At 34.0% G+C, this 26,019-nt stretch carries 22 protein-coding genes; 15 read left to right on the top strand and 7 right to left on the bottom strand.

What is annotated here, in order from left to right:
* The first annotated feature begins 1 nt into the window (after position 1).
* The 11 genes from BM227_RS03435 (at position 2) to BM227_RS03385 (ending at position 11,054) form a co-directional block, all read left to right on the top strand.
* Entirely contained in the window at positions 2-1,075 is a 1,074-nt protein-coding gene (locus tag BM227_RS03435) for a type IV pilus twitching motility protein PilT (protein ID WP_092911230.1), read from the top strand.
* A gap of 119 nt (positions 1,076-1,194) precedes the next feature.
* On the top strand, positions 1,195-2,550 hold the full coding sequence (locus tag BM227_RS03430) for a class II 3-deoxy-7-phosphoheptulonate synthase (protein ID WP_092911228.1): 1,356 nt from the start codon (positions 1,195-1,197) through the stop codon (positions 2,548-2,550).
* 170 nt (positions 2,551-2,720) lie between these two features.
* Positions 2,721-3,659 carry a GGDEF domain-containing protein gene (locus BM227_RS03425; protein ID WP_092911226.1) on the top strand — a complete coding sequence of 313 codons (939 nt, stop codon included), beginning with the start codon at positions 2,721-2,723 and terminating at the stop codon, positions 3,657-3,659.
* Positions 3,656-4,252 carry a CvpA family protein gene (locus BM227_RS03420; protein WP_092911224.1) on the top strand — a complete coding sequence of 199 codons (597 nt, stop codon included), beginning with the start codon at positions 3,656-3,658 and terminating at the stop codon, positions 4,250-4,252. Before BM227_RS03425 ends, BM227_RS03420 begins: the two co-directional genes overlap by 4 nt.
* Positions 4,249-4,728, top strand: a complete 480-nt coding sequence (locus tag BM227_RS03415; protein ID WP_092911222.1) for a Fur family transcriptional regulator — start codon at positions 4,249-4,251, stop codon at positions 4,726-4,728. Before BM227_RS03420 ends, BM227_RS03415 begins: the two co-directional genes overlap by 4 nt.
* A 25-nt stretch (positions 4,729-4,753) precedes the next feature.
* Positions 4,754-6,274 (top strand): lysine--tRNA ligase, encoded by a 1,521-nt coding sequence (gene lysS / locus BM227_RS03410; protein ID WP_218147906.1) that lies wholly within the window; start codon positions 4,754-4,756, stop codon positions 6,272-6,274.
* Entirely contained in the window at positions 6,271-7,518 is a 1,248-nt protein-coding gene (locus BM227_RS03405) for a serine hydroxymethyltransferase (protein ID WP_092911218.1), read from the top strand. The genes lysS and BM227_RS03405 overlap by 4 nt, the downstream gene beginning before the upstream one ends.
* Before the next feature lie 9 nt (positions 7,519-7,527).
* Positions 7,528-8,070 carry a DUF1882 domain-containing protein gene (locus tag BM227_RS03400; RefSeq protein WP_092911216.1) on the top strand — a complete coding sequence of 181 codons (543 nt, stop codon included), beginning with the start codon at positions 7,528-7,530 and terminating at the stop codon, positions 8,068-8,070.
* A gap of 10 nt (positions 8,071-8,080) precedes the next feature.
* Positions 8,081-8,728 carry an SPOR domain-containing protein gene (locus tag BM227_RS03395; protein WP_177201973.1) on the top strand — a complete coding sequence of 216 codons (648 nt, stop codon included), beginning with the start codon at positions 8,081-8,083 and terminating at the stop codon, positions 8,726-8,728.
* 1 nt (position 8,729) lies between these two features.
* Complete coding sequence (locus tag BM227_RS03390) at positions 8,730-10,139, top strand: anthranilate synthase component I family protein (protein WP_092911212.1); 1,410 nt, start codon at positions 8,730-8,732, stop codon at positions 10,137-10,139.
* 123 nt (positions 10,140-10,262) lie between these two features.
* Positions 10,263-11,054 carry a shikimate dehydrogenase gene (locus BM227_RS03385; protein WP_092911210.1) on the top strand — a complete coding sequence of 264 codons (792 nt, stop codon included), beginning with the start codon at positions 10,263-10,265 and terminating at the stop codon, positions 11,052-11,054.
* A 7-nt stretch (positions 11,055-11,061) separates the two neighbouring features.
* Here BM227_RS03385 and recR read toward each other — a convergent pair whose 3' ends face one another.
* A complete protein-coding gene (gene recR / locus BM227_RS03380) occupies positions 11,062-11,631 on the bottom strand; it encodes a recombination mediator RecR (RefSeq protein WP_092911209.1) in 570 nt (189 codons plus the stop codon).
* 149 nt (positions 11,632-11,780) lie between these two features.
* On the opposite strand from recR, the gene dnaJ reads away from it, so the two are divergent.
* A complete protein-coding gene (gene dnaJ / locus BM227_RS03375; protein WP_092911207.1) occupies positions 11,781-12,914 on the top strand; it encodes a molecular chaperone DnaJ in 1,134 nt (377 codons plus the stop codon).
* A gap of 29 nt (positions 12,915-12,943) precedes the next feature.
* Here dnaJ and BM227_RS03370 read toward each other — a convergent pair whose 3' ends face one another.
* From BM227_RS03370 to BM227_RS03350, 5 genes are all read right to left on the bottom strand, one after another.
* Positions 12,944-16,081 carry a cytochrome c biogenesis protein CcsA gene (locus tag BM227_RS03370; RefSeq protein ID WP_092911205.1) on the bottom strand — a complete coding sequence of 1,046 codons (3,138 nt, stop codon included), beginning with the start codon at positions 16,079-16,081 and terminating at the stop codon, positions 12,944-12,946.
* Between the two features lie 89 nt (positions 16,082-16,170).
* Positions 16,171-18,852 (bottom strand): DNA polymerase I, encoded by a 2,682-nt coding sequence (gene polA, locus BM227_RS03365; RefSeq protein ID WP_177201972.1) that lies wholly within the window; start codon positions 18,850-18,852, stop codon positions 16,171-16,173.
* Positions 18,853-18,857: 5 nt separating this feature from the next.
* A complete protein-coding gene (locus BM227_RS03360; protein ID WP_092911201.1) occupies positions 18,858-19,676 on the bottom strand; it encodes an HDOD domain-containing protein in 819 nt (272 codons plus the stop codon).
* Positions 19,677-19,694: 18 nt separating this feature from the next.
* A complete protein-coding gene (gene uvrA / locus BM227_RS03355) occupies positions 19,695-22,511 on the bottom strand; it encodes an excinuclease ABC subunit UvrA (protein ID WP_092911199.1) in 2,817 nt (938 codons plus the stop codon).
* A gap of 21 nt (positions 22,512-22,532) precedes the next feature.
* A complete protein-coding gene (locus BM227_RS03350) occupies positions 22,533-23,276 on the bottom strand; it encodes a sulfite exporter TauE/SafE family protein (protein WP_092911197.1) in 744 nt (247 codons plus the stop codon).
* Positions 23,277-23,417: 141 nt separating this feature from the next.
* Between BM227_RS03350 and BM227_RS03345 the strand changes: the two genes are divergently transcribed.
* From BM227_RS03345 to BM227_RS03335, 3 genes are read left to right on the top strand one after another with little or no spacing between them, the layout of a single operon-like run.
* Positions 23,418-23,849, top strand: coding sequence for a hypothetical protein (locus BM227_RS03345; protein WP_092911195.1), 432 nt, complete (start codon positions 23,418-23,420; stop codon positions 23,847-23,849).
* On the top strand, positions 23,842-24,165 hold the full coding sequence (fliN, locus tag BM227_RS03340) for a flagellar motor switch protein FliN (protein WP_092911193.1): 324 nt from the start codon (positions 23,842-23,844) through the stop codon (positions 24,163-24,165). The genes BM227_RS03345 and fliN overlap by 8 nt, the downstream gene beginning before the upstream one ends.
* Positions 24,162-25,037: a hypothetical protein gene (locus BM227_RS03335; protein WP_092911192.1), complete on the top strand. Its 876-nt coding sequence runs from the start codon at positions 24,162-24,164 to the stop codon at positions 25,035-25,037. Before fliN ends, BM227_RS03335 begins: the two co-directional genes overlap by 4 nt.
* On the opposite strand, the gene BM227_RS03330 is transcribed toward BM227_RS03335, so the two are convergent.
* Positions 25,032-25,994, bottom strand: coding sequence for a tRNA dihydrouridine synthase (locus tag BM227_RS03330; RefSeq protein WP_092911190.1), 963 nt, complete (start codon positions 25,992-25,994; stop codon positions 25,032-25,034). The genes BM227_RS03335 and BM227_RS03330 overlap by 6 nt on opposite strands.
* Between the last annotated feature and the right edge of the window lie 25 nt (positions 25,995-26,019).

Below are 26,019 nucleotides of genomic sequence, written 5' to 3'. Positions count from 1 at the left end.
TATGAATAAAGTTATAGATATAAAAAAATTGCTAAAAAATATAGTTGCACATAAAGCAAGTGACCTGCATCTGGTGAGTAGAAGTGAACCACAAATTAGAATTGGTGGTAAACTTGTGTCACTAGACCTTCCTAAGCTGGATGGAGAAGCCATTGAAGAGATGTGCTACTCCATTATTACTGAGAAGCAAAAAAAAGCCTTTGAAGCAAACAAAGAGCTTGATTTTGCTATTCAACTTCCCAATGTAGGACGGTTTCGTGCCAATTATTACCGTACCATGGGTGATGTTGCTGCAGCTTTTAGAGTTATACCTACAAAAATACCTAGTATTGATGAACTAGGTGCTCCACAAATTTACAAAGAGCTTATAAAGCGTGAAAAGGGTTTAATTTTAGTAACAGGTCCTACTGGCAGTGGTAAATCTACAACATTGGCATCTATGTTAAATGAGATTAATATTACAGAGCGTAAACATATTATTACAGTAGAAGACCCTGTTGAGTTTATTCATGAAAATAAGCAGTCACTCTTTTCTCATCGAAATGTAGGCTCTGACACAAACAGTTTTGCCAATGCACTTAAATATGCTTTACGTGAAGATCCTGACGTCATACTAATTGGTGAGATGAGAGATAAAGAGACTATATCTGCAGCATTAACTGCTGCAGAGACAGGTCACTTGGTATTTGGTACACTTCATACAAATTCTGCAGCTCAAACTGTCAATAGAATTATTGATGTTTTCAGTGGAGATGAACAACCTCAAGTCAGAGCTCAACTTTCCACATCATTGGTAGCTGTAATTTCGCAAGCTTTAATTCCAAAAATTGGTGGTGGTCGTGTTGCTGTTCCAGAAATATTGATCACAAACCCAGCAATAGCAAATCTTATTCGTGAAGATAAAGTCCACCAAATATACAGTCAAATGCAATTAGGACAAGGTGTATCTGGTATGCAAACACAAACCCAAGTTCTTGTTAAACTTGTAAAAGATGGCATAATAGAAAAAGATGATGCTTTAAGATATTCAACACGTCCAGATGAATTGATAAAAGCATTACAAAACACTATTTAAAATAGATACAAAAGTATTATAGATTACAATTTTTAAAAACTAAATTCTAAAAAATAGCATAATTAACAGTGAAAATATGCTATGATTGCGCCGAATCTATAGATATAAGAGGGTAAAAAATGGCCAACTGGAATAAAAATAGCTGGAGAAATTTTCCTATTAAACAGCAACCTTCCTATAAAAATCCGGAAGAAGTTGAAAAAATAACAAAAGAGCTTGAAAGCTTTCCACCACTAATTTTTGCAGAAGAGGCAAGAAGTTTGCAAAATAAACTTGCAAAAGCTGTCAAAGGTGATGCTTTCTTGCTACAAGGCGGCGACTGTGCAGAGAGTTTTAATGCATTCAATGCAAATACAATCAAAAATCTATTTAAAGTCATGATGCAGATGGCTGTTATTATGACTTTTTCAAGTGGAAAACCTATAGTAAAGGTAGGTCGTATTGCAGGACAGTTTGCAAAACCAAGAAGCTCAGACACAGAAGCGAAAGATGGAATGGAGTTACCAAGTTATCGTGGTGATATAGTAAATGACTCTGATTTTGATCCAAATGCTCGTGAACCAAAACCAGAGAAGCTGATAAAAGCATACTATCAATCAGCTGCAACACTGAATCTTTTACGTGCATTTGCACGTGGAGGTATGGCAGACCTTACAAAAGTACATAACTGGAACTTAGACTTTGTAAAAGATAAAGCTCTTGGAAAACGTTACGAGGAGATAGCACAGCAAATAGAGCAAGCATTAAAATTTATTTCTGCATGTGGCATTACACCTGAAAACACTCCTCAACTGCGTGAAACAGTTCTATATACATCACATGAAGCTCTTCTTCTAAATTATGAAGAGGCATTGACTCGTATAGATTCACTTACCGGAGATTGGTATGACTGTTCAGCTCATATGCTCTGGATCGGTGATAGAACAAGAGATTTAGACGGTGCTCACATAGAGTTTTTCCGTGGTATTAAAAACCCTGTTGGTGTAAAAGTTGGACCTTCTATGAAACCAGATGAACTTATTGTACTTATAGATAAACTAAATCCTGAAAATATACCTGGCAGGTTAACACTAATTGTACGAATGGGTGCAGATAAAATTGCTGACCTTTTCCCACCTCTACTAAAAAAAGTAACAGAGGAAGGTAGAGCTGTTTTATGGAGTATTGACCCAATGCATGGCAATACATTTAAAACAGAAAATGGTTTTAAAACAAGAGAGTTTAACAACATCTTATCAGAAGTTAAACAATTCTTCCAAATTCACCATGCAGAAGGTACAACCCCAGGTGGTATACATCTAGAGATGACAGGAGAAGATGTCACTGAGTGTACAGGAAGTCAAAGCTGTAATATTACAATAGATGCACTTGGAAATCGATATCACACTCAATGCGATCCTCGTTTAAATGCAAACCAAGCACTTGAAATGGCATTTATGGTTTCAGAATTTTTCAAAGAGATAAAAACTAACTAAAATACTTGCACTTATAGTAGTAGAATATAGTTACCAATCCCTATATTGGTAAAATTCTACTACTCTATTCCTCATTATGCAACTGATTTTCAGCTTCAATGTAATATAATCATTGCCATAGTAGTTATTAAACTTTTACCAATATAAGCATTAACTGGAGAACTTTATTAATGGATTCTTTGATATCCCTAAAAAAAACTATTCAAGAGAGTTGTCAAAAAATTGAGTCTTACATTGAATCAGAGGAAATAAAAGAAAAAGATCCTTTTGAAGTAGTAAGCAAAAGTATTGAAATCCTTTTTGAACAAATGTCTTCACGCGGCTATAAAATGTATATAGATGAATATCTTGATACAGCAGCTAAAAAATTTACAACAGAGTGCTTTGATATAGCAAAACAGAGCGTGGAAAGTTTTAAACTATCTAATGTTAAAATTGAAGATATAACTAAAACTCATACATTTGAAATTGATAGCATTATCAATTCTGAAGAGAAGAGTATAGACCTAAACCACTTTAAAAAATCTTTTAATCTATTCCAATACAATATATTAAATGAGCTTGAAAATGCAAATAATACAATTAAAGATTTAGAAAAAGAGATTGAAGAGTTACAAAAACAATCGAACATTGATCCAATGACAAAGCTTTACAATAGAAAAGCTTTAAAAAATGATCTTGAACTGTTGCATCAAATATCGCAAGACAAACAAATTAATACAACCATAATGATGATTGATGTAGATGATTTTAAAAAAATCAATGATCAATTTGGACATTTAGCAGGCGATAAAGTACTCATACTGCTCTCAAGACTTATAAAATCAGCTATTCGTGAGACAGATAAAGCTTACAGATATGGAGGAGAGGAACTTTTAATCATCTTTAATAGAGCTAAGATTGAAGATGCTAAAATAGTTGCTGAAAGAATACTAAACACTGTTAGATCTAATAAAATTATCTATAAAGGTAATGTTATAAAAATGACATTAAGTATAGGAATGACTGCATATAAAGCTGGTGATACTCCAGAAAAACTCATTGAAAGAGCTGATTCTGCTGTTTATGAAGCTAAAAGAAGAGGAAAAGATAGGTTGGTTATAAAATGACAGAGATTATTTGGTTTGACATTGTTACCTTAGGGGTAATATTAATTGTTGGAATCAAAGGTATTTTTAATGGACTGATAAAAGAGATAGCAGGTTTATTGGGTATAATCTCAGGTGTATTTATTGCATCAAGTTATGCTGAAGATTTTGGAATGTGGATTGGCTCAAATATTATAAAAATTGATTCACAAACTGCTTTAAACATGATTGGTTTTTTAACATTGTTAACACTTATTTGGCTTACCTTTATTTTAGCAGGGATTTTATTATCAAAACTAATATCTATCTCTGGAATGGGAATAATTGATAAACTCTTTGGCTTTATATTTGCTGGAGGAAAAATATTTGTAATTGTATCTGCAATAGTGTATGCTCTCTCAAATATTGAAATAATTAAAAAAACTACTGAAAAATATGTAGCTGAAAGTTTTATGTACCCTTTATATTATGAAACTGGAAAATTTATCATAAATATTGATCCTGAAAAAGTAAAAAATGAAGTTAATGAAATACAAAAAAAAGCCAAAAAGAGTGTTGAAAAAAGTGCTCAAACAATTTCAAACCATTTATCTAGCCAAAAGGGTCTAGAATGAATAAAATTAATATACCACAAAATACTCCTTTAATTTCGTATGAGACACTGCTTGAACAGTTTAAACAACTTCTAAAAAAGAATAATCTGAAATTTACAAAACAGAGGGAAGTAATACTCTCAACTCTATATAATCATGAAGGTCACTTTACACCAGAAGAGATTTATCAGATTATTAAGAGTGAAAATCCTGATCTAAATACCGGTATTGCAACAATTTACAGAACACTCTCTCTGCTTGAAAATGCAAATATTGCGACATCAATATCATTTGGAACTCAAGGAAAAAAGTATGAGTTGGGTGTAAAAGCTCATCATGACCACATTATCTGTACAAAATGTGGTAAAATTCTGGAATTTTTTGATGAGTCCATTGAAAAAAAGCAAGAGAAGATTGCTAAATCTCTTGGCTTTAAAATGGAAGATCATATTATGAAAATCTTTGGCATCTGTCCAGAATGTCAAGAAAATAAATAAAAAAAACAAAGGAAACAAGACGTTGATTTTTGACAACCAGTACCAACAGCAGCGTATAGAAAAGGCAGAATCATTACGGCAGATGGGCGTAAACCCTTATCAGAACAGAGTTGTAAAAGAGTGTACAAATAGAGAGTTTCTAGAAAAATACTCTTATCTGAAAGATAGTGAAGAGCAAAAAGCAGTAGATGAAAATTGCACTGTTGCCGGACGCATAAAATTTTTGCGTTTAATGGGTAAGGCTGCATTTGCAAAAATAGAAGATGAGAGTGGAATACTTCAAATCTATTTTAGCAGAGATGACTTGGGAGATGAATGGTTTAAAACAGTCAAAAAGATGGTTGAAGTTGGTGACATAGTAGCAGCAACTGGCTTTCCATTCATTACAAGAACAGGCGAACTAACAATGCATGTCAAAGAGCTTCAACTTGTTACAAAAGCTATTACCCCTCTTCCTGAAAAATTCCATGGCTTGCAAGATATTGAACTTCGTTATCGTCAGAGATATCTGGATATGATTATGAATCCAGATGTTAAACAAGTTTTTCTAATGCGTTCTAAAATTGTAAGTCTGATTAGAAGATTTTTTGAAAACCATGGATTTTTGGAAGTTGAAACACCTATGATGCACCCTATTCCAGGTGGAGCAAATGCAAGACCTTTTATTACTCATCATAACGCACTTGGTGTTGACAGATACCTTCGTATTGCGCCAGAACTTTACCTAAAAAGACTAATTGTAGGCGGATTTGAAGCGGTTTTTGAAATCAATAGAAACTTCCGTAACGAAGGAATGGATGCAACACACAATCCAGAATTTACAATGATTGAATTCTACTGGGCATATCACCGTTATGAAGATCTAATGGAGTTAACGGAAGAGATGTTTAAAACTCTATTTAAAGAGTTAAACCTGCCTGAAAAACTTTCATATGGTGAACTTGAAATAGACTTTTCAATTCCATTTAAACGCATAGCATATAAAGATGCTCTTGTGCAAATCGGTGATGTACCAGAAGAGATTTTAGAAGATACACAAAAAATACGTGACTACCTAAATAGTAAAGGAATTGAAGTAGAAGATCACTTAACTAAAGGACAGCTTTGGGGTGAGCTTTTTGATGCATTTGTAGAAGAGAAGTTGATAAACCCAACTTTTGTTACACACTTCCCTATTGATATAAGCCCGTTGGCACGTCGTAGTGATGACAATCCAGAAATTGCTGATCGATTTGAACTATTTATTGCTGGTAAAGAGATTGCCAATGGCTTTAGTGAGCTAAATGATCCTCTTGATCAGTATGAACGTTTCAAAGCTCAAGCGGCACAAAAAGATAGTGATGATGAAGCGATGCATATGGATGAAGATTATGTCAAAGCTCTTGGCTATGGTATGCCTCCTACAGCTGGTGAAGGAATAGGAATTGATAGATTAGTAATGCTACTTACTAATCAACATACTATTCGTGACGTTATCCTTTTCCCAGCGATGCGTCCACTAAAATCACAAACTGAAAATAAAGAGAATAAAGAGGAAGAGAAATGACAATTTTACAACAAAATGATTCTATCGTATATGAAATTATTGAGAATGAATTAAAACGACAAACAGATCATCTTGAGATGATCGCAAGTGAAAACTTCACTTTTCCTGAAGTAATGGAAGCTCAAGGAAGTGTATTCACTAACAAATATGCTGAAGGGTATCCATATAAAAGATATTACGGCGGATGCGAATATGCAGATGCTATTGAACAGCTAGCAATTGATAGAGCAAAGCTTCTTTTTGGATGTGAATATGCCAACGTTCAGCCACACTCAGGTAGCCAGGCTAACGGCGGAGTATATGCGGCAATGCTAAAAGCAGGCGATAAGATTCTTGGTATGGACCTTAGCCACGGAGGACACCTTACACACGGAGCCAAAGTTAGCTTTTCAGGTAAAAACTACCAAAGCTTTACTTACGGCGTTGAGTTAGATGGTCGTATAAACTATGACCGTGTTGCAGATATTGCAAAAATCGTAAAACCTAAAATGATTATCTGTGGTGCAAGTGCTTATGCACGTGAAATAGATTTTGCAAAATTTAGAGAGATTGCTGACAGTGTTGGTGCACTGCTTATGGCTGATATTGCCCACATTGCAGGACTTGTAGTTGCTGGTGAACATCCACACCCATTCCCTCACTGTGACATTGTAACTACAACAACCCATAAAACTCTTCGTGGTCCTCGCGGTGGCCTTATTTTAACTAATGATGAAGAGCTTGCTAAAAAAATTAACAGTGCTATCTTCCCAGGAATTCAAGGTGGTCCACTTGTACATGTTATTGCGGCAAAAGCTGTAGGTTTTGGCAAAAACTTGAGTGATGAGTGGAAGCTATATGCACGACAGGTAAAAGCAAATGCAAAAGTTCTTGCAGATATCCTTATCTCAAGAGGATATGATGTAGTAAGTGGTGGTACAGACAACCACTTGGTTCTTGTTTCATTCCTAAACAAAGAGTTTAGTGGAAAAGATGCTGATGCTGCTCTTGGTCGTGCAGGTATTACTGTTAATAAAAATACTGTTCCAGGCGAAACAAGAAGCCCATTTGTAACAAGCGGAATTCGCATAGGCTCTCCAGCTCTTACTGCAAGAGGTATGAAAGAAGCAGAATTTGAAATTATTGCAAATGCAATCTGTGACGTACTTGATGATATAGAAAATCATGAGAAACAGGAAAAAATTAAAGAAGAGATGACTGAACTTGCAAGAAAATTTGTCATCTATAACCAACCAACATACTAGGAGTATATAATGTATAATGTAGATACGCAACTCATCAAATTTGTCACAGATCATTACTATATACAAAGACCAGGCATAGTAAATAAAATAATTCATAATGGTCGTACTTTTTACAACAAATTTGAGCGTATCGATGAACCATTGACACGCATGGTCATGAATGACCATGCAGATGGAAAAATTGTAGTTGCTCATGATATGATAAACCGTCATAATAAAGTTGAAAATATTGTATTCGATTACAATGGTAGAAACCCTGATCGATTTTGGCACAGAGCACAACTTATGTTAAGAGAAGAAGGCTTCATTAACTTTACTGCTTATGAAACAAAAACGCCTGGGCATCTACACTTATATGTTCATAAAGGACATACAACATTCCAGGAAGCAATTCAGTTAGGTAGACTACTTTCAACAAAATTAGCTACAAAACTTCCAAAAGAGTGGAGAATGTTTCCTACAACAGATCTTCCAAGAGAGTACAATATTTTGATATTACCATACAAACTTTATGCAAAAGAGCGTGGTGCGTCATGGTCAAAGCATATGTAAAGGAGAAGCTATGCAGAATCAACAACAAGATAATTTAGATGACATAATAATAAACAGCAATAAAGGCTCAAATCTTAAAAAACTGATGTTAGCTGCTGCTGTTTTACTACTTGTACTTATATTGATCATTTTAATTACAAAAACTCTTATCCAGCCGGAAGAGAAGCAAAAGACACAAGTTATATTGCCACCTGAACCTGTAAGTAAACCTGTTGCAAAACCACAAGAACCACTTTTTGAAGAGATCCCAATCGAAAATGAAAACAAAGATACAAAAATTAATGAAGTTATTGGTAAAATCAAAAAACAAGCATATGAAACAGATACAAAAGAAACAACTCCTAATAAAAGTGTAAAATCAAGTTCATCAAAAATTGCTCAACCTAAATATACTGAAAGAAGCAATACTCATAGCAGTAAAACAAATAATGAATATTATATTCAAGTTGGTGCTTTTTTTAATTACCCACCTGACAAGAAATTTTTAAATGCAATTACTAAAGAAAAACTCTCTTATGTAATAGTTAAAGGTGAAAAAAATGGAAAGACATATGAAAAAGTAATGATTGGGCCATATCCATCAAGAAAAAAGGCTAAAGAGGCTCTTCCTGTTATTAGAAAAAGAATAAATCAAAATGCCTATATTACAAAGAAGTAACATGGTTTTTATAAAGAAGATACTTTTTGACCAATTTGCACCACCTGCTTTATATGCTAAAGTAAGAGAGCATTTTAGTAATGATATTACAATGCTTTTTGAAAGTGTCGGTGGCAATGATGATGGAAACTTTAGTTTTATCTTTATTGGAGCCAAAGAGCGTCTAATATATAAAAACAACCAAACAACATATATAGATGAAATGGGAAACAGACATTTCCCAAGTGATGATCCATTTACTTTTTTAAAAAACTATTATGCAAAGATAGATCAAAACAGTTATAAAACCAAACGACTAGAGAGTGGGATTGGATTTCTTGATGGCTTTATTGGCTATATTGGTTACGATATGGTAAAAGTTTTTGAGCCTGTATTAAAACCTTTTATGGATAGACTTGAAGATAGAGATAACATCCCCGATTTTGATATGATTCGTCCACGGTTGGTTCTTGCTTTCTCACATAAAACAAGTGAACTTAGTCTTATCACATCAGATGAATCAACATATGAAACATTTGATTCATTAATTGAACTAATTGAGTCTCCATATGAATATATGGAAATGAAGCCCATAATAAAAAGTTCAGGCGGTAAATTTGCTTTTGATGAAGAAAAATTCCACAAAATGGTCAATGACTCAAAAGAGATGATCAAAAGTGGTGATGTTTTCCAAATTTTAATGTCAAACCGATACAGTGAAAAGGCAAAAGTAGATCCATTCAGTTTCTACAGAATTTTACGCTCAAAAAATCCATCACCTTATCTCTTTTTATTAGAATATGAAGATTTTTCTATTGCTGGAAGCTCTCCGGAAGTAATGGTTAGGTTAACAGATGGAAACATTCTACTTAGACCAATTGCAGGTACACGAAAACGTGGTAAAACAATTGACAGAGATAAAGAGTTAGAAGCTGAAATGTTAAATGACCCAAAAGAGTGTGCAGAACATATAATGCTAGTTGATTTGGGACGAAATGATGTTGGACGAGTGGCAAAAGCAGGAACTGTTAAAGTTACAGCTCTTATGCGTGTAGAAAGATACTCTCACGTAATGCATATGGTAAGCGATGTCGAAGCCAAAATAGATGATGACAAAGATATGTTTGATCTCTTTGCAGCTACATTTACTGCCGGAACAATGACAGGTGCTCCTAAAATTCGTGCTATGGAATTAATAGCTGAATTTGAAGGTATAAAACGAGGATTTTACAGTGGTAGCGTAGGATATTTTGGATTTGATGGAAATATGGATAGCTCTATTACTATTAGAACTGCTCTTATTAAACCAGATGAGATTGTATTACAAGCAGGTGCTGGTGTTGTTGCAGACAGTAAGCCTGAACTTGAGTACCTTGAAGTCAAAAATAAACTAGCTGCACTTAGAAGCACACTGGATGATTTGAGACAATAAAACGCTTAATCAGCGTTTTATCTCTTGCTCTTTAGGGCAAAGCTTTCTCACAGAGAGTGCAAAGCACAAGAGTGAGAGGAATTTTTGTTGGAATTTACTTCCAACAAAAAGGAGATATAAATAATGAAACTATTTGCAATATTTGGAGACCCTGTAAGCCATTCAAAATCGCCTTTAATGCACAATTTAGCCTTTAAAACACTTGGCTTTAATGGATGTTATGGTAGATGGCAACTTATAGATGGAACAAAACTGCGTGATACTTTCATTCATTTAGGGCTAAATGGATGCAACATTACCGTTCCTCACAAAGAGGAGGCTTTTAAAGCAGCAGATATAGTTGAACCTTTTGCTGCAGAAGTTCAAGCAGTAAACACACTTGTTTTAAAAAATAATAAACTTTATGGATATAATACTGATGCACCAGGATTTTACCGAGCTCTCCAAAAACTTGGGACAACCAAGTCAGCACTGATTATAGGAGCTGGTGGTACTGCACGTGCTCTTGCTCTTTTCTTACGATCTAAAGATATCAACATAGAAGTAGTCAACCGCTCTGAAAGACGTCTTAAATGGTTTAAAGATGAAGGCTTTGTCTGCCACACTTGGGATAGCTTTAACCCATCTTCAAAAGATGTTGTTATCAATACTACATCAGCAGGCTTAAGTGATGAAAGCCTTCCGATGCCAAAAGAGTTATTAGACCAATCTTTAAAAAAAGCCAAATATGCCGTTGATGTTATTTATGGAAAAGATACCCCATTTTTAAAAGAAGCAAAAAAGCTTACTCTACCATTTTTTGATGGTTCAGAGATGCTTTTACAACAAGGTATCATTGCTTTTGACTACTTTACAGATCATCAATATACACTTGATGAAATTGAAACAGCAATGAGACCATTTTTATCACTATAAATGCTGTTTAAACCTTTACACGATCCTGAATAGCTCGTGAAAGTGACAGCATATCAATATTTTCCAAGCTTACACCTGTTGGAACACCTTGGGCTATTTTAGTAAATACAAGGTCATAATCTTTTAATTTATCTTCAATAAAAAGGATCATGGCATCTGTAGCAATACTAGGAGTAAATGCAAATATTACCTCTTCCACTCCCTCTTCTATTCTATCAATCAATTTACTGCTGTCTAAATGGTCTACTGACTCCATAACAAAATATGTTCCATCAAAATCACCACTTGACTCTATTTGCAAAATATCTTTTGCGTGTTCGACAATACAAAGTTTACTGTGATCACGTGTCATATCTGCACATACTGGACAAAGTTCATCTTCGCTCATTGCACCACATCGTTCACATTTCTGAATCTTTTGGACAGCCTTTTCTATAGCGTGAGCTATCTTCATTGCAGCAAAATGATCTTCCATTGTCATATAATAAGCTATTCTTTGTGCCGACTTTTTTCCAATTGCAGGTAGTGATTCTAATGCACTGACAAGATTTTCAAAACTTTCAATCTTATTCTTCAAGTCAAAATCCCTCTTACTTAAACTTTGCCATAAAAACAGTAATGAAATATTTATGATTTTATAATGCGGATTATACTGAAAATATGATAAAATCGCGCTCAGAATATAGACCTTCATAAATTCTACAAAGTTAAATATCAGGAGCAGTTTTGACAGAGTTAAGCTATTATGAAATATTAGAAATTGAGCGTACAGCGACACAAGAAGAGATTAAAAAGGCGTACCGAAAAATGGCACTTAAATATCATCCTGATAGAAATCAGAATGATAAAGAGGCTGAAGAGAAATTCAAACTTGTTAATGAAGCCTATCAGGTTCTTAGTGATGAAAATAAAAGAGCTATTTATGATAGATATGGAAAAGCTGGTCTTGAAGGACAAGGCTTCCATGGTTTTGAAGGACAAAACTATGAAGATATAATGGATGACTTAAGTGCAATATTTGAATCAGTCTTTGGAGGAGGTTTTACAGGACGCAGATCAAGCAGAGGATCAGGAGAAAAATATAATCTAGATCTATCTGCACAAATGGAGTTGAGCTTTAAAGAAGCCATTTTTGGTACTGAAAAGGAGCTAAAGTACAGATATAAAAAACCTTGTGAACCTTGCAAAGGAACTGGTGCAAAAGATGGTAACGTTACCAATTGTGAATATTGCAATGGACAAGGTCAGGTATATATGCGACAAGGCTTTATGACATTTGCACAAACTTGTCCTCAGTGTCATGGTAGTGGACAAACAGTTAAAGAGAAGTGCACAAAATGTTCAGGAACAGGTTATGAAGAGGTAGAGACTACAACAACTGTAAATATTCCTGAAGGTGTTGATGATGGAAATCGTCTTCGTATTCCAAATGCTGGTAATATTGGTATAGGTGGACGACGTGGAGATTTATACATTACTTTTTATGTAGAAGAGGATGAACATTTTATTCGTCATGGAGATGATATATATTTAGAAGTTCCAGTATTTTTCACTCAAGCTGTACTTGGAGATACTATTGAAATTCCTACACTTAGAGGGAAAAAGGAGCTTAAACTTCCACAAGGGGTAAAAGATAAAGAGCAGTTTATTTTTAGGGGAGAAGGTGTAAGAAACGTTCATAGTGGACAGATGGGTAATATGATTGCTCAAATTAAAATAGTTTATCCTAAATCACTCAATGATAAACAAAAAGAGTTACTAAAAGAGTTACAAGAGAGTTTTGGAATTGAATCTAAACCTCATGAAAGTATCTTTGAATCTACTTTTGAAAAGATCAAAGGATGGTTTAAAAATAAATAGGGTTAATGCAATTTGCATTAACCCTCTCTTTACTTTTTCTGCTTTATAGGCAGTAATTCTCTTTTTCGATAAGCAAGTATTATTGTAATAACTACTATAACAACTACATAGTAAACAAATGTTGGAATAGGAACCGGATCACCTTTTGCATATGAATGCATACCTGAAAGATAGTAGTTAACTCCAAAATATGTCATAACTACAGAACTAAATGCCAAAAGAGATGCAACATTAAATGCAAATATTCCTCTCATTGACTTAACAAACCTAAGATGAACAACTGCAGCATATACCAATATAGTTACAAGAGCCCAGGTCTCTTTAGGGTCCCATCCCCAGTATCGTCCCCAGCTCTCATTTGCCCATACACCACCTAAAAAGTTTCCAACTGTAAGAAGAGCCAAACCAAAAATAAGGCTCATTTCATTAATGTGAGTTAATTCTCTAATTGAATACTCTATATTCACCCTATTTTTCTTCTCTTTTATAATGTACAGCCAAAGAGTAATAAAAGCAAGAAGTGCACCTAAACCAAGAAAACCATAACTAGCAGTAATAACAGCAACATGTATCATAAGCCAGTATGATTTCAATACAGGAACAAGATTTGTAATTTCTGGATCAAGCCAATTTAGATGTGCTACAAACAGAATAAGTCCAGATAAAATTCCTGTAGCTGCCAAAGTAATAGGTGATTTTTTAGAAAAGATAAATCCAGCAAGAAGTGTTGCCCAAGAGATATAGAGCATAGACTCATACCCATTGCTCCAAGGAGCGTGTCCAGAAATATACCATCTTAAACCTAAACCTGTAGTTTGAACAAAAAAACCAAATATCAATAATCCCATAGCAACTTTTACAGGTAGTTGCAAATTAAATTTAGGCTTAATTACATGATATATTGATAGTAACAATAATATAAAGCCTAACCCTAGATATATTGGAATTAATCGTTGAAAAGGTTTAAATTCATTCATAAAAAGTTCGGCTTCAATACGTCCTTTAGAAGGAATAATTGCAGCTCCATAAAACTCTTGATACTCTTTAATAACCTCTAAAGCTTTATCTGCTTTGCTCCAGTCTTTGTTTTTTAAACTTGAATCTATATTACTGAAATAACTAGCTAAAATTGCTTGCACAAACTTACCATTTTTTTCATCAAAATGGTTTATAGCATCTAATGGAGCATACCATCGTCCTGTTTTATCTTTTGGATTTGGAAATATACGCAGTAGTGATCCAGTAAATGTCATATACATTACATTTACTCGTTCATCTACTCTTAAAATCTCTTTATCTAGTTTAGTTCGCTCAGCTGGTCGTTTGCGTGTAATATCTTCAACCAGTTTACCAAGTTTATAATTCTCTTCTTTTGAAAAGTCAAAAAAATCATTGAATTTTGCATATTTTGTTTTAGGATTTATTCCTAAAATTTCATTTACACCAGGTAGTGATATCTTTATTAGAGGAACCTCTTGCCAATTTTCAGGACGTACAATCATACTCAAGAAAATCTGATCAGCATTTAAACCAAAATGAGACTCTTTACGTGTAATTTTGCGTAAAACTTCTCTTGCCAATGTATCTATTGGTTCAATCCGTCCACCATTATCTTGAACTAAAAGTTCACCAAACTTTTTAGCATGTTCTTTTTGAATAACAGGCAAATTATATTTTTTTGCATCATCACTTGCATATATTGGAGTTGAGATCAAACTAGTAAATAGTAACAATGCAACCATAGGTAAATGTTTTTTTGCAAGTTTCTGTAAATCTCTTGCACGACGCATTAAAATTTGAAAACGACTTGAATATGTTAGCATAGAGCCAAAGATGCCTATTGTAAGCATTATATAGCCTATATATGTTGGCAGAGTTCCTGGATCATGGTTTACTGACAATATTGTTCCTTTCTCATCCATATCATAAGAGCTTTGGAAAAATCTATATCCTTGATAATCAAGAACATGGTTCATATAGATTCTAAATGGCATTTTTACACCATTTTTTGGATCAATTACAATTACTTCACTTGCATAAGATGAAGGACTCATAGAACCAGGGTATCTCTCAAGTTGAAAATCAACAAGTTTTATTTCAAATGGAAGTTTAATAATTCTAGATCCATAACTAACAGCTATGTTCCAACCATTTAATGTTGTATGCACTTTTTCTCCAGGCTGTCCCTTTGTTCCATATACTGTGACAATTTTAGAAGTTTGACCCATTGTAAGCTTCATCTCAACAGCATCAAGAGCATTTCTCATCATAGGACCAGCAGATTTTGTATCTGCACTTGATATTACTACCTTTGCATGTTCATATGCCTGTTTTATAACAAAATTAACTCCTGAACCACTATATAGATGTCTTGTTTGTAATTCCTGATTCCCCTCTTTCAACATACCTGAACTTCTGTCACTCATTTTCAAATATTGAAGAGCAAAAGGAAGTTTGGCAAAAAGTTTTCCATCTTTCATATCTATTTCAATAACTGGTTTACTACTTTGCATACTTTTTTCAAATGCAATTACAAAAGCAGGAGTTTCATAACTCTCACCTGCTTTTAGTGTAATCTGCATAGGAGTTTCTCCATATGCTATCATTAAAGAGATAATAGCTTTACCTGTATTATCTTCTACAATCTTTTCAACTGCATTAGGGATATATCTTAATACTTCAAGAGTCAATTCTTCATTATTAACAACAATATCTTGTTTAATATGATTGCTACCTATTCTAGAAAAAATTACAGGTTTTGCATACACAAGATGTTTACCATTTTTTGCTGCTTCTAACTGTATAAATGTCCTATCACTTATAATTTCATTACTACTTGAGCCTTCACGGATATGCATCATTCCTTCATATCCAATATAACGAGTTACAGCTGCACCTATAAGTATTACAATAAAAGATGCATGAAAAAGAAACACTAAACGTTTTCCTGGATGCCACATACGATAACGTATGATATTGAATATTAGATTGACCGCTAACAGAAATAGTAAAAACTCAAACCATTTGGCATTATAAACAAGTGCCTTTGCAGTCTCTGTTCCATAATCATTTTCAATAAAGGTAGCGGCACCTATTGAAAATGCAAAAATAAGCATCAAAATGATTGCACTATGCATAGAAAGAATATAATCTATGACTCTTTTCATGTGACTTGCTCCATAATTTTTATCTCGATATAGTAGCATAATATATTAAATTAATTGGTAAAATAGACTTTTAATCGTTAATTTAATTTTTATTTCAGTTCACTCCATCTTTTTCCAATATTTATGCTTGTTTTTAGTGGTACATTTAACTTAATAGACTCAACCATAATTTGTGAGAATTTACTTGCTAAAAGCTCTGCTTCTTCATCTTTGATCTCAAAAATCAATTCATCATGAATTTGCAACAATATTGCAGCATCTAGATTTTGCTCTTTAATCATCTTATGTATATTTAACATAGCCATTTTTATTAAATCGGCTGTACTTCCTTGAAAAAGAGTATTACCTGCTTCACGTAAATATGCTGCCATCTGCATAGCATTGGCATGTTCAAAATCAAAGTACCGGCGGCGACCCAGCAGAGTCTCTACATATCCTTGCTCTTTTGCTTTAGACTCTATAGATAAAAGAAACTCTTTAACTGTAGGAAATGATGCAAAGTAGTTTTCTATAATTACTTTAGCCTCTTTGGTAGAGATGCCTAATGTTTGCGAAAGCTTACGACTACCCATGCCGTAAAGAAGTCCAAAATTAACTGTTTTTGCAATATTACGCTTAGATGCTGCCTCTTCAGGTCCAAAAAGTTTGATTGCAGTCTCCATATGAATATCTTTATTATCTTTAAAAGCTTTAGTCAATACCGGATCTTCAGAAAAGTGTGCCAAAAAGCGTAACTCAATTTGTGAATAGTCAATTCCAACTAGTTTATAACCTTCACTAGCAATAAACCCTTCTCTAATGCGTCTACCCTCTTCTGTTTTTACTGGAATATTTTGAAGATTTGGATTTTTTGAACTAAGTCTTCCTGTAGCAGTTCCAGTTTGCATAAATGATGTATAAATTCTATGCTTTGAGTCTTTTTTGCCAAGCTTAAGCAGAGGGTCTATGTAGGTGCTCATAAGCTTATGCAGTTCACGAAAATCTTGTATCTTTGGAATAATAGGATGAGCATCTTTAAGAGAATCCAAAACCTTCTCATTTGTACTGTAACCTGTTTTCGTCTTTTTGCCAGTTGGCAATTCAAGAACTTCAAAAAGTATATGCCCAAGCTGTTTTGGAGAGTTAATGTTAAACTCTTGCCCTGCCAACTCATAAATTTGTGATGTTAACTCTTTTAATCTTCCTGAAATCTCATTTTTAAGTGATTCAAAGCGATCTATATCTATTGCAATACCGTGATGCTCCATACAGATAAGAAGATTGATAAAAGGATACTCTATATTTTTAGCTTCACTAATTAGATGCTCTGCTCCTTGTAACTTTAAAATCTCTATAAGTTTAAAGTAAAGCTTATAACTCATCCATGCATCTTCTGCTGCATACTTGCAAGCCTCTTCTATATGCACACTGCTAAAGTTTTCACCTTTTTTAACTGTATCTTTAAATGAAACCATTTCATAATCAAAGTAACGCATAGATAAACGATCTAGACCTACAGCCCCTTCAGGGTCAACAAGCCAAGCTAAAAGCATTGTATCTGCAAATGGCTCTACCTCATCAAATCCAAAAACCTTATATAAAAGTCCAAGATCAAACTTCAAATTATGACCAAAGAGACGCTTTTTAAAAAGAATCTCAAGTGCTTTTTTTGCATCTTCAAGAGATACTTGAGAACCTACACCAAGATAGTTGTGCGCAATAGGAACATAGTAAGCCTTTGACTCTTCAAAACAGAAACTAAACCCTACAATAGATGCTGTTTTAGTATCAAGTGCATCTGTTTCAGTATCAAAACTTACCAGTGCATCATCATCTATACTCTCTAAAACTTCAAAAAGTTTACGGGCATTATCTATCAAAACTGGTTCAAATGATAAACTCTTTTTTTTAGGCTCATTAACAGTGCCAACACTAGTCTCTTTCTCTATACGACGTAAAATATTTCTAAGTTCATACTTTTCAAGTTCATCTTTAATATTAACAAGAGGATCATTTGGTGGCATACTAAAAGCTGTTAAGTCACAATTATCAAATATATCACTTCTAAGTGTTACCAACTCTTTACTTCTGTATGCATCATCTTTATGCTTGATCAAAAGATTTTTTATACGCTCTGGTTTTACCTCGTCAATTTTTGCATATATATTATCAAGCGTATCAAACTGACTCAATAATTTAACGGCAGTCTTTGGTCCAATACCGGGAACTCCGGGAACATTATCTGAACTATCTCCAATTAGTGCCTGATAGTCGGTAAACTGGCGAGGATGTACTCCATATTTTTGATAAACTCCCTCTTCATCCATCTCTACCTTTTTCATTGGATCAAATAGTACAACTTTACCATCATCAACAAGTTGGTAAAGATCTTTATCGTGACTTACTATGCGTACCTTTATTCCTTGCTCTTTTGCACACTTTACCATTGAAGCTATAACATCATCAGCTTCGAAATTTTCTAAACTAAGTTTGCTTAGTCCCATCTTTTCGATCCACTCTATTGCCACAGGTAACTGCTGTTTAAGTTCTGGTGGTGCCTCTGGACGCTGTGCTTTATAGTTTGGATCTATTTTTTGACGAAAACTGGGACCTGGAGCATCTAACGCAAATAGAAGATAATCAGTTGGATACTCTTTTTCTAAATTGTAGATGAGATTTGCAAACCCTGTCAAAAGACCTGTTGGGAAACCTTGAGAGTTTTTAAGAGGCGGTAGTGCATAAAAACTTCTAAAGAAAAATCCAAAAGTATCAATTACCGTTAATGTTTTCATTATTTTTACTTACTCCATCGCTCTGTTAATTCTTTAAAAATGGTTTCAAATAGCTCTATAGATAAACCTAACTTTTGAATATAATCCATAGCCCGTTTTTTACTTTTATCAGACAAAGGCTCCGTTACATTCACTAACTCAGATGCTATACGCAATATCAAAGCTTCATCTTTAAACTCTTCATCAGCCTGACTTGGTATGTCAGCCCACTTTATTCCATCTACAAATGCTTGATCAAATTGCCAGTAACTAAGCATTGCAGAACTAACTTCAGCAGTTGTAACATCCATATAATTTTTTTCTATTTCACGAATATCCCATCCAGCCTGAAGTTCAGCTTTAAATGGTGCATCTTCTCCTTCAAGCAGAAGTTCATCTGCAATTACCACTTTTCCTATCTCTTGTAGCAAAGCTTGCAATCGAACTTTGTCAACTTTTTGTGGATTTACATTTTTCATCAAACTTTGTGCCAAAAAGCTTTGAAACTGTGATACTTTTGCAAATCTTTCACTACTAATTCCATAAGGTGAAAGGTCAGTTCTTAAAATATTTCTAACAGATAAGTTCACTACAAGATCTTTTACACTCTTCATTCCAATAAGTGCTACTGCCTGTTCTATACTATTTACCTCTTTTCTTAATCCATAAGATGGCGAATTAAGCAATTTTAACAGATCTGCTATTATTAAAGGATCCTGTTCCAAAATATCAGCAATCTTTTTTGCATTAACATTTGGATCTTCATAAGCTTTCTCTATATCTTTAACAGTTTTTGGCAATGGAGGCAAAGCACTAATCTTTTCAATCAACTGAGAATTGACCATTGTATAAACCTTTAAATTTTATTTTGATATTTTTAACTCTTTTTTCAAAAACTTTCCTGTGTAACTTCCTGTCTCTTCTGCACTTTTTGCAACCTCTTCAGGATTTCCTGAAGCAATAACCTTTCCACCTTTACTGCCACCTTCAGGACCAATATCAATAATATAGTCAGCATTTTTTATCATATCAAGATTGTGTTCAATTACTAAAACAGTATTGCCAAGCGAAACTAAATGGTGCAGCACTTTTGTAAGACGATCTACATCTGCAAAATGCAGACCTGTTGTAGGTTCATCAAGAATATATAGAGTATTGCCCGTATCTCGTCTGCTAAGCTCTTTAGCCAGTTTAATTCTTTGAGCTTCACCGCCTGAGAGAGTTACTGCATTTTGTCCTAAAGTGATGTATCCTAATCCTACATCTTGAAGGGTCTTAAGCTTTGTAAAAATTTTTGGAATATGCTCAAAAAAATAAAGAGCCTCATCTACACTCATAGCCAGTACATCGGCAATATTTTTCCCTTTATATGTAATTTCCAATGTTTGAGGATTGTAACGTTTGCCCTTACAAGCATCACACTTAACCATAATATCGGGCAAAAAGTGCATCTCTATCTTTATTTCACCTTCTCCTTGACACTTTTCACAACGTCCACCTTTAACATTAAAACTAAATCTACCAGGCTTATATCCTCGTATTTGAGCCTCTTTTGTTTTTACAAAAAGTTGTCTAATCTCATCCATTACACCTGTATATGTTGCAGGATTACTTCTTGGAGTTCTGCCTATAGGGCTTTGATCCAAATATATTACTTTATCTAAATGATCCAATCCTGTAATCTCTACGCCATCAACCTTATTTACTTTTTTTGCACGGTTAAGGATCTCTTTTGCTGCAGGAAGAAGGGTTTGTAGAATTAATGAACTTTTACCACTTCCACTAACACCAGTAATACAGACTAGATTACGCAGAGGAATCTTTGTTGAAAGATTTACAATATTGTTAATATTTACATTTTTAATCTCAAGCCACTCTTTTTGAGGTCGCCGATAGAAATATTTAATCTCTTTACGCCCAGTCAAATAGTCAGCGGTAAGTGTATTTGCCTTCTTAAGTTCATCCAGTGTACCGGCAAATATAACCTCACCTCCAAACTTACCAGCTCCAGGTCCAATGTCAACAATAAAATCAGCAGCTTCTATTGTCTCTTTATCATGCTCTACAACAATAACACTGTTACCTTTTTTCTGCAATGATTTAAGAGTACGAATAAGCTTTTGAGTATCACGTTCATGCAGCCCGATACTTGGTTCATCTAGCACATACATTACACCAGTTAAACCGCTTCCTATCTGACTAGCAATTCTAATACGCTGAGCCTCTCCTCCGCTTATTGTTCTAGCATCACGACCTAAAGTCAAATAGCCAAGACCTACATCATAGAGAAAAAAGAGTCGCTCTTGAATCTCTTTTAAAATTGGAGCGGCTATCATCTTTTGCTGTTCACTTAAATCACTGAAACTCTCTTCATTATTGAAAAAAGCGTAACACTCCTCTATTGGCATATCTATAATTTCAGCAATTGTCTTACCACCGGCTTTAACAGCAAGAGATTCAGGCTTTAAGCGATGACCATTACAGCTGTCACACACCTTCTCTGTCATATATTCGCCAAACTCTTTATCCTCTTTTAGCATATCGTATGAGATTTTAATAATTCCAGGCCACACCTTCTCTAACTTATGACGCTTCCAAGTAAAGGTAACCTTATCTGGAGTGCCATAGAGAATCTGTTTTTGCTGATGTGGCTCAAGCTCTTCATACGGCTTGTTTATATCTATATCAACTGTTTCACAAAAGGCTTTTAAAAATCCAAAATAGTACCCTTTATTAAAACCATAAAGAGTTTTAATTGCACCTTCACTAATACTTAAATGCTGATCTATAACACGATTTAAATCAAGTGTATAGCGAAGACCTAAACCATCACATGTAGGACAAGCACCTTTTGGAGAGTTAAAAGAGAAACTCAAAGGCTCAAGAGGATCAAAACTTACCTTACAATGAAAACATGCCAAATGTTCACTATAGTGAATTAAAGGAGCACAATTCATATCTTCATGATTTAGCACTTCAATCTCTACTTCACCATAACTCTCATTTAAAGCTTTCTCGATATCTTGTGCAATCCTCTCTTTAGATCCCTCTTTAACAGCAACGCGGTCTATGACTGCTTTAATAGTATGCTTTTTTGTCTTACTAAGCTCTACATCTTCATCCAAACGAACCATTACACCATCTATGTGAGCTCTAACATATCCTTTATGGCGCAGTGACTCTATCAAATCTGCAAAACTACCTTTCTTTTCTCGCACTAAAGGTGCCATAATAACTAGCTTTGCACCCTCTGGCAGCTTAAGAACCTGTTCAATAATGTCACTTGCACTCATTTGCGAAATAGCTCTTCCACAAAGATGACAATACTGTTTTCCTACCCTTGCATATAGAAGACGAAGATAATCATATATTTCTGTAATGGTTCCTACCGTTGAGCGAGGGTTTTTTGAAGTAGTTTTCTGATCTATTGCAATAGCAGGTGTCAAGCCCTCAATTTTGTCAACATCAGGTTTTCCAACCCTATCTAAAAATTGTCTTGCATATGATGAGAGCGATTCTATATAACGGCGCTGCCCTTCCGCATAAAGTGTATCAAAAGCCAATGTACTTTTTCCACTGCCGCTTAAACCTGTAAAGACAACAAGCTTGTTTTTAGGTATCTCTAAATTGACTGATTTTAGATTATTTTCTCTTGCACCAAAAATTTTTATTTTATCCACTAGGAACTACTCCTTAAAATCTTATATTCCAAAAAGCTTTTTTAGCATTAAAACCAAGATAATAACATATAAAACAATTAATGCATTTTTATGCTTCTTTTGTCCTGTCTTGCTTGCTATCCAGATCCCTATCTGTACACCCAACAGAGATGCTATTCCTATAACTAAGCCATCAATATAGTCAATATGTCCAGAAATAGAGAGACTTATAAAGCCCGATATAGATGAAAATACCACAAAAAATAGCCCAGCAGAGACTGCCTTTTTAAGAGGATAGTGTAAAAAACCAACTAAAATAGGCGTTAAAAGAATCGATCCTCCTATACCCATAGATATTGCAAACAGACCAATAAATGCACCTACAATACCAAGTATATATGAAGGAACTGTATGAATATCTTCACTTAATGAGTTAGCTGATGTATGAAAAAATCTGTAAAGAGCAAAAAGAACAACAGCAACAAACATTGACTCAAGTACAATCTCAGGTACACTGCTTACAAGCCATCCACTGCCAAGAGCACCAACAAACCCTCCAAATCCTATAACAAGTCCATCTTTGAGATTCAAGTTACCTTTGCGGTGATTAAGCCATGAACCATATAGAGAGCTAAAAACCATCTGCATAACAGAGATTCCAACTGCAGCTTTAATGTCATAGCCCATTAAAATTAGTGTAGGAACAAGTATTGTCCCTCCACCAATTCCAAAAAAACCTGATAAACCACCAACAACAATACCAATTAAAATAAGTGAAATTTCCATTTAAATCCAAAAGTTAAGTCTAAAATCACAAAATAAGTAAAAAAATCTTCTCATTATACAAAATCAGTGTTTAATACCAAAACACTATTAATGCATAATTCAAATATTTTATTCTATAATCAAAGAAAAAAGGTTATCATTGTGAATAATCTGCTTAATGTATCAATGCATCATGTATTTGAAAATGAGTTTGGTTTGAAACTTGAAGAATGTAAAAATATACCTAACCACTCTGCATATACTGCAACGATACCATATAGAAGCTATTCAAAAGAGCAAATTGCAACAATTTGGGTTCAAAAACCCACACTAAAAAAACTTTCTAATATTCTTTTATTTGATGATAATCCAGATGAAGAGACTCTGGAGGATTTAACAAAAGAGCTTGCAAATTTTATAGTTGGTCATGCAAAGATGCTTGCACATAATCAAGATTTAGATTATGATATCAAAACTCCAAAGTTTGCAGGTATAAATAGACTTGAACCTAAAATTGAAACATTACTATTTAAGATAGATAATCGCTGTATTGCAATACAGACAAAAGAGATAACAGAAGAGGAACATGGCTGATAAAAATAGTGAACAAACAACAGAACTTCCTGAAGAAAAGGATATCTTTAACTTTACACCTCTACTTGATATTGAGGTAGAGATTACAGCTTATCTTGGCGAAACAGAGTTAACATTAAATGAAATTTTGCATTTAGGTGTAGGTTCTGTAATTGACTTACATAAGCCTGCAGGTGAAAGTGTTGAAACATATGTAAATGGAAGAATTATAGGCAAAGGTGAAGTTATGGTCTATGAGCATAACCTTGCAATACGTATTAATGAAATATTGGATGCTGATGCAGTACTTTACTATTTGGCGCGGGAGAAACAATGAAATATCTGTTTGCTTTAATCCTATTTACCAACTTACTGTTAAGTGCCACACTTTTAAATCAAAACATTTATGATCGTGAAAATCGTGTTGATTTAATGCTCTCTTTTGATACACCTTATGATGGAAAAATTCGTCAAGCAAAAGATGAGAGAACTGTAAATATCTTTTTAAGCAATGTACAACTTCAGCAACCATTCTCAAAACAGTTGCAAAACTCTCTTGTATCATCTATTACTATTACAAGAGCTGATAGTGAAAGTATTATGATCAAAATTACTTCAGCATCAAAAAAATTAAAAGTTGAAGCTTCTAGGACATTAGATAGATTTGGATTAAGATTACGTATAGTACCATCTGAAATATCAAGTCAAAAAACATCTATTAAACCATCATATGAATATACAAATCAATCTTCTCAATCACAACCTATAAATTTAAAAAATGACTCTGACACTCTACCGGGCTGGCGTTATTGGACAGTTATAGGCATAATGTTATTTTTACTTGTTGTACTCTTTTTAATTAAAAAAAGAGGTATTGGCACCTCAAGTATTAAAGGCGCGGGTTGGTTAATGCCAAAAAATCAACAGATATCACCTATTCCAGAGGCAATTATAAGATATCAAAAACCTATAGATAGACAAAACAGAATTGTTCTTTTAGAGTTTAATGAAAGACAATATTTGATGCTACTTGGAAATTCAAACATACTTTTAGACTCATTTTCTCAAGCTTCTATTATAGAAGATGAAGATAGTTTCAATCAACTGTTTGAAGCAAATAAAAAACAATTAAACAATTTTTTAAAAGAGAATCATCCTGATGCATATGAAGCATTCAAGGAGAATGCTACAAAAGAGGAAAGATTATAGTTTAGTTAATAGATTTTCTGGATTAAAAAATATATCTATCAACTCTCTCATCTGCGCTGGTTCAGAGATACGATTAACTCTATCTCTAAACTCAGAAGCTCCTCTATATCCAGCTTTAGAGTATGTATGAAGATGTTTTCTAAAGAGTACAGCTCCATAATCACCATAAAACTTAATCATTTGATCAAAGTGCTCTAAGATTATCTCTTTCTTTAGTAATGGATCAATATCTTTTTCACCATGTTTAAGCTGATAGAAGATCCAAGGATTTCCAACTGCACCACGTCCAATCATTACTCCATCTGCCTCAGTAAAGTCCAATACCCACTGAGCTTTTTCATAGCTTGTAATATCACCATTTGCTATTACCGGTATAGAGACAGCACTTTTAATTTGACGTATTGCATCATAGTCAACTTCACTCTTAAACTTACCTGCCCTTGTACGACCATGTACAGCTATAAAATCTGCTCCATTTGCTTCACAAACTTTTGCTATTTCAATGGGTCTTTTCTCCTGAAAACCTATACGTATCTTTACACTTGTCATAGATTTTTTAGATGTCTCTTTAATGGTTTTAATAATCTTCCCCATTTTATCAAGATCTTGTAGTAAAGAACTTCCAGAGCCATGTGAAACAATTTTTGGAACAGGACAGCCACAATTTAGATCAATAATATCAATCCCGTCAATTTCATTAAGTATCTCAACAGCACCTTTGACAATCAACTCATCAGAACCAGCTATCTGAACAGAATAAGGAGTCTCAAATGGACTCTTTTCAACCATTTTAAGACTCTTTTTACTGTTATGCACCAGTGCATTAGAACTGATCATTTCACTGACTGTTAAATCTGCACCAAACTTTTTAACAACACTTCTAAATGGTAAATCAGTCAAACCTGCAAGAGGAGCTAAAACATAAAGTGGTTTAGAAAAATCTAATATTTGACTCAATTTAAAACCTTTTTAGCATGAAGTG

Source organism: Hydrogenimonas thermophila, assembly GCF_900115615.1.
GTDB lineage: Bacteria > Campylobacterota > Campylobacteria > Campylobacterales > Hydrogenimonadaceae > Hydrogenimonas > Hydrogenimonas thermophila.
This window is presented reverse-complemented; position numbering and strand designations above follow the sequence as displayed.